This window comes from Thalassotalea profundi, assembly GCF_014653195.1.
GTDB classification, from domain to species: Bacteria; Pseudomonadota; Gammaproteobacteria; order Enterobacterales; family Alteromonadaceae; genus Thalassotalea_B; species Thalassotalea_B profundi.
The window spans coordinates 45,416-57,828 of sequence record NZ_BNAH01000017.1; the positions used below are offsets into that span (position 1 = coordinate 45,416).

Genomic DNA, 12,413 nt, shown 5'->3' on the forward strand with positions numbered 1-12,413 from the left:
GTATAGTTGTTTTTATTATCCGCATCTTGAAAAATCATATTCGAGTTAGCAAACTAGTACAAGAATAAAGGGAAAACTATGACAGCTAGAACTTCTCTTGCGAGTTGGCAAGCATTAGTAGAACACGCCAAAGACATGAAAAAGCAGCACATGAATGACTTATTTGCTGCAGACAAACAGCGTTTTAATAAATTCTCAATTAAGCTACCCGCTTTTTTGTTAGATTATTCTAAAAATCTGATCACAGAAGAAACGTTCAACAAGCTAATTACACTTGCCAAAGATTGTGATCTTGAAGGCTGGCGCGAAAAAATGCTCAAAGGTGAGCATATCAATCGTACAGAAGACAGAGCCGTGCTTCACACCGCCTTAAGAAATCGTAGTTTAACGCCAATGATGCTCGAAGGTGAAAACATTACTGAGCAAGTTGAAAATGCATTAGCGAAAATGAAAAGTTTCAGTGAACAGGTTCGACAAGGTCAGTGGCTAGGTTATTCAGGTAAACGGATTACTGATATTGTAAGTATTGGGGTTGGTGGGTCAAACCTTGGTCCACAAATGGTTACCGAGGCATTAAAACAATACAGCGATCACAGCTTAAACGTACATTACGTTTCAAACGTTGACGGAACACAAATTGCTGATGTGTTACGCCCATTAAAACCAGAAAATGTTATGTTCATTATTTCAAGTAAAACCTTTACAACCACTGAAACAATGACGAATGCAAGAACCGCAGTAAAATGGCTAACCTCATCTTCTTTTGACGAGAAAGCCGTTGCCAAACATTTTGTCGCAGTTAGCGCCAATAAAGAAAACGCGATGGCATTTGGTATTAATGAAGAAAACATTTTTGATATGTGGGACTGGGTTGGCGGACGTTTTTCACTTTGGTCAGCAATTGGTTTGCCAATCGCCTTAGATTTAGGCTTTGACAAATTCATGGAGTTACTCGACGGTGCTCATGAAATAGATAATCATTTTACTAATACACCACTCGAACAAAATGCCCCTGTCATTCTTGCCTTGTTGAGTGTTTGGAACTGCACATTTTTAGGTGCACAATCGCAAGCAATTTTACCTTATGATCAATCTTTACATATGCTTTCAGCTTATATGCAACAAGCTGAAATGGAAAGTAACGGTAAATCAGTATCATGGGATGGTATTGAAGTGGACTACCCTACTGTTCCTACCATTTGGGGTGAAGTAGGCATTAATGGACAACATGCCTTTTATCAATATCTTCACCAAAGTAATAACGTAGTGCCAGCTGATTTTATTGGCTCAGTAGAAAGTGTAACGCCCGTAAAAGGACATCATCAAACTTTAATTGCTAACTACTTCGCGCAAACACAAGCATTAATGCAAGGCGTTAATGAAGAACAAGTACGTGCCGATCTAAAAGCAAAAGGCCGACAACCAGACTACATTAACAACGTTGCTCCGCATAAAGTACATAAAGGTAATCGTCCAACCAATAGCATACTAATGAAACGTATTTCACCTCGTTCGATAGGTAGCTTAATTGCGTTGTATGAACACAAAATATTTGTACAAGGCATTATTTTACAAATATGCTCATTCGACCAATGGGGTGTAGAGCTTGGTAAAAGTTTAGCAAATAATATTGAACAAGAGCTTGAATCTACCGAGGTTAATGAAACGCTCGATAGCTCAACGGCAGGTTTAATCGAGTTTTATAAAAGTAACTTAAGTTAGTGCTTTTGAATAATTCAACGAGACCGCTTATCAATAAAGTTACGAGCTAGATATAAAATCTTCTAATCGTGGTAGTTTTTAGTACTTGTTTAACTTTTGTTACTCAAGAAACTAAAAACTGCCATAAATGATTATTCTACCTCAATATTTTGAAGATAATTAATCCTGTTTACCTTACTAATCGCTAGTGAGCTAGAGAATTATACCTGTCGAATAAAATAGAAAATCACATTAACTTTGTTTATCCATTTCTCACTCTTTAACTTATTCCAAAAAAATCATTTTAACTTTTTGATTTTCCTATAAAAAAACTTATAACGTACCTCTTAATGATTAAGTGCGATAGTAAGCTTAAATTTTTTAAGGTCATTATGTTGCAAATAAAAGCCTGTAAAGTCGATATACTCATGCAATATATTAGCAACTAAAAATTTACCTTAAAGGCTTTACAATACTCAGTTATTAAACGCTAAACTATTCCAACAAGGGAAGTCTATTCCTATTTCACTGCTGATAGATTACTTAATAGACCTTAGTAGCATTTCGAAGGAAGATACCAAAAGCCCTGTAAAAAACGGGGCTTTCTCTTTTTCAATTTTTAAAATTATTAGTCTATTAAATCCAGAAGTTCGAGTCTTTGCTTTGCTAGAAAATACCTTGTGCGAACATCATCAATTTGCTGTTGAGTTAATTGTTTACCAAAGGTACGAAGTCCTCCGTTGGTATCATTATGGTGAACGCCAAAAGCAAATTTAAGATATTCCATAAGCAGCGGCTGAGCATCAAGATATGAAATGGAATTCATTGCCTGAGAAATTTTATTTGCCTGTGCCCATTGTCCATTATTAACATACTCTTGCATGGTGACACTCGCTTTTGGGAAGATACAACCGACACCTGTAATTCCACCGCATGCCCCCGCAAGTCCTGCATGTACAGTTACAGTGTCAACACCGGCCAAAATTTTTAAATCTTTATTCTCTAACATCAAAGTTTCAATAACAGAAACATCAATAGTCGATATTTTAAGCGCAGTCACTTCAGGAAGCGCCGCGAGTCTTTTAAGAATATCGGTTGAAAGTGCATGATAACCTGCAGCATCAGGATTGTTATACGGCATTATTGTCACGCCTGCTTCTTTTGCCGCTGTTGCTGAAAGCGCGTAGTACGCATACATTTCTTCATCAGAAGGAGTTTCTTTAGTTTTTGGTGGCATCACCATTACTGTGTCCACGCCAACAGTTGCTAGCTCTTTAACGATAGTGGCAAGCTCTTCTTTAGTTTCCGCTGCAGCTCCACTAATTAATGGCACATTGTATTCTTTAGCGACATCAGAAAGAGCTTTAAGTAAAGAAAGACGCTGTTCAGCGCTTAGATAGCTATTCTCACCTAACGTACCAGAGCCGACAAGACCGCCCATTCTGCTACCACCTTTGCCTTGAACTTTTAATATATCTGCAGCGTATTTTTTTGTCGCATCAAAATCAATTTCAAGGGCACCAGTTTCAGACTCTTTAAGCCATGTAAATACGGCCGGCATCACGGTATATCGCCAATCTTTACTATTTGTTTCCATCATATTTCCTGTTATTTAAAAATCACACTCGATAGATCATATCACTAAGATATACTGTATACAATATATCTTGGTGATAGTTGAATTATATCAGTTAAATTAACTCCGGCAAAGCATGAAATGTATAGGGATGCCCCTTTAAATGGCTAAAGTTAACACTCAACTTCTACTCTATGTCTATGTTAAATTCATTGTAAATGAATACCCCTAGTAAAAAAATTTATCCTTGGTAAATGTACCATTCTACCTCTGAATTTTGTATTATCGAGGGCGTACTATAGTGCTACTGTACTTTTCTCTTTTTAGACTAAATACTATATTCCGCTATTTTTATTGCCAGCATTTTTATTAAACGGTATGTTAATGAAATTGTACGTTTAGCAAACACTTCAAGCGGGGTTTTAAACAGTTTGCTCTATATCGTGTCGGTTCACTTTTAAGCACGCAATTTTTAGTCTCAAATAGGACGTATACAAGGAGGTTTAATGAAAATTAATAAAATATGGAGTTTTATAGGCGTTGTTTTATTTGTTGTTGGCCTGTTCGATATTATTTTTTACTGGCCAGTTACTGGGATATTTGGGTGTTTTTAATTAGGAAAGTATTCAACATAGTGGTGGGAGCCTTTTTAATTTGGGAGTACTTGATTAAGCCTAAATATAATAATGCTCAATGACCTAATTAGCGCTTGAGTCATAACAATTACATTATATATGGGTCAGCTAGTCGGCATTTAACCATTATATAAAGCAACAAAGACACTCGAATAACTGATAATTTTATGGCTAATGCAATACCTAAGGTTATGTACTAGCGCTCAAATGAATTTAATTAGAAATGGAAGTTTCAATATGTATAGACCAATTATTTTTTTATTAGTTATTATTTTTTCCAATACAAGCCTCGCTTCTAGCGATGTTGAGACAGCTCTGACAAATCATAAAATTGCAGGTATCACATTACTCACAAGCAAAAAAGAACTAGATGAAATACTAAAAGCTAGATCGGATTTGACCTGTGAAAATAGTGATGTCCCTGAACGGACCACTCATAATAAAGTTATTAGTGCATCATGGTCTCGTGATTGTCACACTATTTTCTCACCAACCGATCTCATAGGAATGAAAATACACGTGACAGGGTTGAAGTCTGTGATCACGAGTATTGACTATATTTGGTCTAAACGAGAAGGTGAAAGAGCGGATGTGGAAGACACGATCAAAGAAATAAGAAATATTTATCAAATATTAAAACCGCACATGCCAAAGAACTGGTCTGGTTATGAAGAAGTGCTGATGTCAGAGAAAAAGCCACAATTAAAAGCAATGATTGATCAAGGGTTAATTAAAGATAGTTATCGGCAAAATCTAGATGCTAACAAAATAGAACATTCTTGTGGTCCCATTAGATTCAGAACCCAAGTTGAATTTAACGATAGAGGTGTTAACTTGTTCCAACAAATGAATCGAATTGTTGAAAAATGTGTACCCAAGACTGTACCACTTAAAAGGTCATAAACTATTAAGATATTAGACTATTATAGAAATTTTAATCAAGCTTAGCCTTTTAGTTACTTGAATATTATCGTTAATCTCTCCATCTAAACCATATGTTAGTTGAAGTTATAAATAACCATATTCAATACAATTAATGTTCTTTATTACATATTAGCTATAGTATTTATATTATCTATATTTCGAGGTATGTTTAGTCTAATAGTTTTGAGTAAAAAATGCTAAAAGGAGCATTTATATTTTTAGCTATGCTCCCTTTAATATCTATTTTTCCAATACACCTCAAGAAGGCAAAAACCTGGAAAAGTAAAAACAAGAACAGATAAAAAGAAAAGCAGAAAGTGGTGAGCCTCTAATGATTTGTAACCATGAATTATTCAAGCCAGACAAATTACAACTTACTGTTTTATTTTTCATTATTTTAGCTAGCTATATTCTATGCGAGTGGATATGAGTATTATCATTGGTACAGCTATTTGGTTGCTTATAGTGCTATTAGCGATTGCAAATGGCGTTTTAAGAGACAAAGTTTTAGCTCAATTACTCGGTAAAAAGTTAGCTCTGCCGTTGAGTGGTATTTCACTGTCAACACTTATCGTTATTGTCGCTTCAAATACCATTCACTTTACAGGCTTATCAACCTTTAAAGGTTTTATTAACCTAGGGGTTTATTGGTTATCTATTACAGTTATTTTTGAATATACAATGGGGCTCTTTGTTGAAAAGAAGTCACTACATGAAATAAATCAAGTCTTTAACATCAAAAAAGGTAATTTGTTTGTGTTAGTTCTTATTGTGGTAACTTTAGCTCCACCTTTGATCGCATATTATAAAGAACTTTATTAAACAATTGCCTTGAAAAATAAACTATAGTCCTTTTAATTTAATAGCCTACACTAAGTAGGTGCTTTCTATACCTTTTATAAGTTAATCGTTGTTATATTGATGCTCCCCTACAAGGAAATATTATCTCTACACAAAACATAAACGCCATTAAAGGACTCTATTATGCTTTTTCTATTGGCGATATGCCTAATGTACTTGCCGTATTACATGATGACATTATTTGGAATGAAGCAGATAACTTTCCCTATGCCGATAACAATCCTTATATCGGCCCACAAGCAGTACATATTTGGACTATGAATAATGGAAAAGCCATTCGCTTTCAACAACACATAGATACCCTAAATACAGCTAGGACAACCGGAACAGTATAATTAAATACAAAAGCATCAGATCATGCTAATTGTTTACACTTCACTCAAAAATGCTAAGTAATTAAAATTACTTAGCAATCCAAGAAGACGAACATATTTCTTGGTTATTCACTAATACACGCCCTTTAAATACCGCACCTTGCTTAATTTCACCAACACCTTTTGGCGTACCTGTCATAACAACATCACCATTTTCTAGAGTCATAAATTTTTGTAATTCGCTTAAAATTTCAGATGGTTTATACATCATTAATAACACACCGCCTTGTTGAGCAAGTTCACTATTAATCGTCAGTTCAAGTGATAAAGTCTCATCAATAGTATCTATTGCAACAAAATCACTAAAAACGGCTGAGCCGTCGAATGCTTTGGCGCGTTCCCATGGTAAGCCTTTTGCTTTGAGCTTGCTTTGCAAAGTACGTTTGGTTAAATCTAGACCAAAACCTACTGCTGAAAATTTACCATCTTGATACACAAAACAAAGCTCGCCTTCAAAGTGTAATGGCTCTTGGTGAACAGCATGCAAGTCAGTTGAAATAGCACTATTAGGTTTTAAAAACACCACCATTTCGTTAGGTACTTCATTACCTAGTTCAGTAATATGATCAACATAATTTCGCCCTATACACATAATTTTTGATGGCGTTACTTTATGGTTGTTTACATTAATACAATTCATTACTTTTACTTACTCGTCTATATTTTAGTTAATACTTTGCTTGACCAACAACATTGCGGTTTCATGTTGAGCATGAACAAACGATCTAATATTAAGTTCTGATAATGCAGCTTTTTCTTCAAGCGAATTGACTTTCACCACTAACTTAGCTTCAGGGTAATATGCAAGCACAGCTTCACATACAATTTGTTTATTTTTTAAGGAATTAACAGTAATAATTATGCTACTTGTTTGCTCTACCTTTAATGACGTTAATACAGGAACTTTATCTAAGTGACCAAAATAAGCGTTATAACCACGTTTTCTAGCAAGTAATACATGCTGTAGATTATCGGAAATAATTAAAAATTCAACACCACTATTGGTTAACTCTTTTGCGACAATTCTGCCTAAAATAGAAAAGCCACAAACAATTGTATGGTTGGTTATATTCAACCTAGTTATTTTGTCTGATTCAAAAAACTCTACAACAAAAAATGAAGCTAATTTATAAATATTATTTACCATAAACGGCGTTAGTATCATAGACAACACTGTTATTAGTATAAGAAAGCTACCTAAGGTTTCTGAAATAAGGTGTTGATTTAAAGCCATGGCAAAAATAGCAAAAGAAAACTCCCCTACTTGGCATAAAGCAATTGCTGACTTTATTGATTCACTTTTATCCGATTTTCGTCGGATTAATAAATAAATAATAATCGCTTTAATCAGCATAACTAAGCTTAATACACCGAGTACCCAATGTAAGTTACTAGCAAAATAGAAAACATCAATTTTAGTACCAATAGAAAAGAAAAACGCACCTAATAATAAATCTTTATAGGAAGCAATATCTGATTCCACCTTTATATGAAATTTAGTTTCAGCGATGATCATGCCTGCAATAAAAGCACCTAGAGAATAAGTAAACCCCATCTCATGAGCAATTAACGATGCTCCGATAACAATAGTAAATACCGAACTTAAAAATAATTCTTCAGTTCGTGCATTCGCCGAAAAATGTAGTAACCATGTAATAACCTTTTTACCAATGGTAAACATGAAAATAATAACTAAGGTCGCATATAGTATAGTTTTTAATAACACATCCGTTAGTGATAATTCGTTATACGATAAAAAACCCATTAATAATAAAATGGGTATAACCGCTAAGTCTTGAAAGACTAAAATGGCAACTGATTTTTTGCCATATGGCGTAACAATATCTTTGGATTTTTTCAAATACGGTAATACGATAGCAGTTGAAGATAAACTAAATGCTAGAGCAATAATTAATGCAGAAATAGCTTCAAGGTTAAACAGATAAAATGCAACACCAAAGATAACCAATGCACTGGCTGCAACCTGAATAAAACCATTAAAAAATATCAGGTCTTTCATTTTTCCAAGCTTAGCAAATGACATTTCTAGACCAATAGTAAACATTAAAAATACAATACCAAATTCACCAATAAGATCTAAATAATGAAGATTACCACTACCATTAAATTCAAAGAATGTACTGACAAAAGTGCCAGTAATGATATAGCCAATGATATGTGATATTGAGAATTTAGTGAGGATAATATTAATTACGCTAGCAAGCGCCAACGATATAGCAATAATTATAAGAATAGAATCCATATAGCCCTTAAAGATATTTAACGCTACTTATAACAATACACGTAAATAATTTAAATTAGTATAATAACTCTAAAGAAATTCTAATAATTAACAGTTAGCCACTGAAGTAATGTATGGTTATCGTGAAACAACTTAAGCATACTTTAATAGATAAGAAGCTAATCCTAATTAATAAGGAATATTATGATACTTAAACTGCGATTGACCTTAATTCCAACATTAAAGCTTTCTATTTTTCTATTAGGATTAATAACTTTATCTATTAACGCACAAGAACCTGTTATCGCAAGCTATTATTCCGCAAAAGGTGAGCCGACTGCTGTAAGTAATTTACCCGCGGAAAAGTTAAGTCACATATTATATGCCTTTGTAGGATTATGCGGAGATAATAGTGGTACTAATGCAGCAACGCAAAAAGCAATGGCAACTGCTTGCGAGGGAAAAGCCCCTTTTTCTGCCGTTTTTTATAATGAAAATGCAGTAATGACTGAATTAAACGCTTTTAGAAAACTAAAGCAACAACATCCACATTTACGTATTTTACCCTCATTTGGTGGTTGGACACTTTCACAACCTTTTCATGAAATGGCAAAAAGTAACTCAGGGCTTAAACATTTTGTTGAATCCGCACTTGAGTTAATAAAAAAACACGAGGTATTTGACGGTATTGATATTGACTGGGAATATCCTGGTGGCGGTGGAAATAATCAAAGAAAATTACAAGGAAAGGCAGCACTAAATGAAAAGCTCGTTTTTACATTAATGATGAAAGAACTGCGCGAAGGTCTTAATAAGCTTCAACAACAAACAGGTAGAGAATATCAATTAAGTGCGGCAGTCAGTGGCCAAGCCGACAAGACTAATGCCATTGATTGGAAAAAAACGATCCCTTTTATGGATTATGTCTTTGCAATGACGTACGACTTTGCTGTTGGTAACGGGCGAGCTTCTCATCATACTAATTTATTTAGTAGCGAAAATAATCCCCAGAGTAGCGAAGCCATGATCAACAACTTGCTTAATGCAGGTATTCCTGAGCAAAAACTAGTACTGGGTATCGCATTTTATGGCAGAGGTTGGACCAACAGTGGCTGGCAAGGTGATCATTTCAATAAAGAAAATCAAGCTGTTTCAATAGGGAGTTTTACCTACAAAGCGTTAATCAACAAACCACCTACCGGTTATCAATATGGTTATGATACCAAAGCACAAGCAGCCTATTTTTATAATGCAGACAATAAAGGCTTTATTTCTTTTGACGATAAACGTTCTACTTTAGCAAAAGCTCAGTGGGCTAAAAACAAAGGGTTAGCGGGCGTATTCTCATGGCAGTTAATACAAGACAATGGCAATTTGCTTGATGCCATGAATAAAGGTATGAAATTAAAAGCTAAGGAATAAGCGATAAAAATTAAAGCTTTATAACAACTAGATATTCTTTATACAGCCCTAATTAAACATTAATTTTTTAAAAGTTCATGATGCTTTTTAAAGTTTAAACCACAGCGCCTAATAAAGTCTTTCAATGCTACTTTTTCCTGATGATATGCTGAATAATCAAATGATTGTTTCACGTTATCGGTAGGAAATACTCCATAGCCAGCAAGCATACACGCCCATGATTTAGGCTGATAACTGCCGATTAAGTTATACTTATGCATATCTCCAGCAAAGTTTTGACTATTCTGCCAAAGATGTAAAATACGCTTTAAAGTTTCAGAGATATGATTATTGGCTGCATTATCTCGCCAATAAGCGGTATCATTACGCTGGTTAGTTTTGTAATGACAAACGACATAATCTCGAATCCCATCGAATCTAGCGTTAATATCTTGATTAAATGCCGCTTCAAATTTGTTCGTCCCTTTACCTTCATGAAAATATTGCATGAATTGAGCTATTGTATTAAATGAAAGTGCAATAGCGGTTGCCTCAAGAGGCTCAATAAAACCCTGTGATAAACCAACAGCTAAACAGTTTTTGTGCCAGTGTTTTTCAACTCGCCCTACTTTCATTTGTAAATGTCTGGCTTGTATATCACTATCTAATAATCCTAAATGTTGCCTGAGCTCAACTTCTGCCTGCTCCGAATTAATGTAGTCGCTACTATAGACATAGCCATTTCCAAACCGGTTTCTAAGTGGTATTTGCCAAGCCCAACCATTAGATAGAGCTGTAGATTTAGTTTCTACAGGTAGCGTTTGTGATATTTCACTAGGCATAACAACAGCCGAATCATTATATAAATTATCTTTAAAGCTCTGATAATTAACTTTTAATGTGCTTTGCATCAGTAAAGAGCGAAAGCCTGAACAGTCAATAAAAAAGTCAGCTGTCAATAATGTATTATCATTTAATTTAACTGCGTTTAAGCTACCATCGTTATGCATTAGCACTTCATTAACCGTACCGACGATTCTTTTTACGCCATGTTTTTGTGCATTTTTAGATAAAAATTGTCCTAATAGCGCAGAATCAAAGTGATAACCATAGGCAATACCAAAAGGAAAGCACTCATCCGGTATAGGTCCCAAGTTATTTTTCGATAAATAAGATTCTAAAAAGTAATCATCTGGGTGGGCATCAACTTGATACCCCTGCATACGCGCATAAATATTGTTGAAAAAATGAGGGACTGTAAAAATATCGTCGGTTTGCGCCGCAAACGGATGAAAATAAGATTCAAAGCCTTCAATAGTTGACCACTTATCAAAAGTAATACCATTTTTATACGTTGCATTACACTCTGGCATCCAATCTGCGTCAGCAACACCTATCGCATCAAAAAACAACTTCAAGTGAGGCGTACTACCTTCGCCAACACCAATAATACCTATTTCTTGAGACTCAACTAAAATAATTTCAGTATCTTTCCATTGTGTCGCCAATAAATTTGCTGCCATCCACCCTGCAGTTCCGCCACCTACTATTACTAACTTTTTAGGTTTACTGTCATTATTTACGTTATTTAACATGATATGTGCTCATTACGGGTCATTTTATTTATGTAATTTTTTAGCAAAATAGTCTTTAACCGCTTCAATATAATCAGTTGATAATTCACCTAATAGATGATGTTGATGCTCAGGAATATAGGAAGCAGGATCAACGCCTTGCTTAAAAAGATAGTGATCAAACATACAACGCCAAGCATTTCGTTGATTTTGGCTAAGATCTCGCATAGCCAGCAAGGCTATATTTAAACTATCTATGGGACTTGGTGACATTGCATTAGGTGCCGAAGAGCCCGTCCACCAATAATTCATTAATGCATTTACTTTATCCAACGACTCAACATGATGCCACCAAAGCATAGGAATAAAAATAGCATCACCCGGCCCTAGCTCTACGCTGTAACCTTCTTTTTGAGCCTGTTTAAATAAGGGATAGCGTTCATAATCTGGTGCTTTAAAATCAACTAAGCTTGTTGGTGCACCCGCTGGTGTAAAATTTAAAGAGCCTGGATATAAATTTTTTGTTTGTTCAGGCGGAAACAGTATAAATTGCCTACGACCCGCAATCACACAAGCTACATTATCAGAGCCATCATAATGAGCACTAACAATACCTTCATTACCTATCCAAAGACGTGGCTCTAAGTCGGGGAAAAACTCAGAAGCATTATGATTAACTAACCCCGGAAAAATATCGCTAATATAAGCATTCTGCATGGAAATAGCCGGATAAACCTCTCTGTCAGCCAGTTCTAAAAGACGCCCTAAAAATAAATCTACGCGTTCCTCACCACTTAGGTAATTAACATCAGTCATTTCATCATTGTAAAAAAAACGTTTATCAGCTGAAGGCGGCGCAACAATCATTTTAGCCTTTTTACCTGTATAAAACTCATTCAAATAACTGATGAAGTCAATAGCGTGCTTTTGAGCTGCTTGCACTACTGGCCAGCTCTTAGCAAAGCCACGGATAACAACGGGCTTTTGGGCAGGCGCAATCTCATTAAAAAACTGTGTAGCTCCTAAAGGAGAGTTTTGTGCACAATATTCTGGAATGCTTTTATATACCGTCATCTAATTATTTTCACACTTATTACTTTGTTTTTATTACTTAATTTGTGCAAT

10 protein-coding genes are annotated in these 12,413 nt (G+C 35.0%); 5 read left to right on the forward strand and 5 right to left on the reverse strand.

What is annotated here, in order from left to right; genetic code table 11:
- The first annotated feature begins 78 nt into the window (after nt 1–78).
- Nucleotides 79–1,722: a glucose-6-phosphate isomerase gene (pgi, locus tag IE155_RS16870; protein WP_189379429.1), complete on the forward strand. Its 1,644-nt coding sequence runs from the start codon at nt 79–81 to the stop codon at nt 1,720–1,722.
- 607 nt (nt 1,723–2,329) lie between these two features.
- Here pgi and IE155_RS16875 read toward each other — a convergent pair.
- The gene (locus IE155_RS16875) at nt 2,330–3,298 is read right to left on the reverse strand and encodes a dihydrodipicolinate synthase family protein (protein ID WP_189379430.1); all 969 of its coding nucleotides are present in this window, start codon (nt 3,296–3,298) and stop codon (nt 2,330–2,332) included.
- Between the two features lie 851 nt (nt 3,299–4,149).
- Between IE155_RS16875 and IE155_RS16880 the strand changes: the two genes are divergently transcribed.
- The 3 genes from IE155_RS16880 (at nt 4,150) to IE155_RS16890 (ending at nt 6,032) form a co-directional block, all read left to right on the forward strand.
- Nucleotides 4,150–4,815 carry a hypothetical protein gene (locus IE155_RS16880; RefSeq protein ID WP_189379431.1) on the forward strand — a complete coding sequence of 222 codons (666 nt, stop codon included), beginning with the start codon at nt 4,150–4,152 and terminating at the stop codon, nt 4,813–4,815.
- A 447-nt stretch (nt 4,816–5,262) separates the two neighbouring features.
- Nucleotides 5,263–5,658 carry a hypothetical protein gene (locus tag IE155_RS16885; RefSeq protein WP_189379432.1) on the forward strand — a complete coding sequence of 132 codons (396 nt, stop codon included), beginning with the start codon at nt 5,263–5,265 and terminating at the stop codon, nt 5,656–5,658.
- A 182-nt stretch (nt 5,659–5,840) separates the two neighbouring features.
- On the forward strand, nt 5,841–6,032 hold the full coding sequence (locus IE155_RS16890; RefSeq protein WP_229817422.1) for a hypothetical protein: 192 nt from the start codon (nt 5,841–5,843) through the stop codon (nt 6,030–6,032).
- 67 nt (nt 6,033–6,099) lie between these two features.
- On the opposite strand, the gene IE155_RS16895 is transcribed toward IE155_RS16890, so the two are convergent.
- Both IE155_RS16895 and IE155_RS16900 read right to left on the reverse strand, forming a co-directional pair.
- Nucleotides 6,100–6,711 (reverse strand): fumarylacetoacetate hydrolase family protein, encoded by a 612-nt coding sequence (locus IE155_RS16895; protein WP_189379433.1) that lies wholly within the window; start codon nt 6,709–6,711, stop codon nt 6,100–6,102.
- A gap of 24 nt (nt 6,712–6,735) precedes the next feature.
- The gene (locus IE155_RS16900) at nt 6,736–8,334 is read right to left on the reverse strand and encodes a cation:proton antiporter domain-containing protein (RefSeq protein ID WP_189379434.1); all 1,599 of its coding nucleotides are present in this window, start codon (nt 8,332–8,334) and stop codon (nt 6,736–6,738) included.
- Between the two features lie 183 nt (nt 8,335–8,517).
- Between IE155_RS16900 and IE155_RS16905 the strand changes: the two genes are divergently transcribed.
- Nucleotides 8,518–9,735, forward strand: a complete 1,218-nt coding sequence (locus tag IE155_RS16905; RefSeq protein WP_189379435.1) for a glycoside hydrolase family 18 protein — start codon at nt 8,518–8,520, stop codon at nt 9,733–9,735.
- Nucleotides 9,736–9,794: 59 nt separating this feature from the next.
- Here the strand turns inward: IE155_RS16905 and IE155_RS16910 are convergent, their stop codons facing one another.
- Complete coding sequence (locus IE155_RS16910; RefSeq protein ID WP_189379436.1) at nt 9,795–11,309, reverse strand: tryptophan halogenase family protein; 1,515 nt, start codon at nt 11,307–11,309, stop codon at nt 9,795–9,797.
- A 24-nt stretch (nt 11,310–11,333) separates the two neighbouring features.
- Entirely contained in the window at nt 11,334–12,362 is a 1,029-nt protein-coding gene (locus tag IE155_RS16915) for a cupin-like domain-containing protein (RefSeq protein WP_189379437.1), read from the reverse strand.
- Between the last annotated feature and the right edge of the window lie 51 nt (nt 12,363–12,413).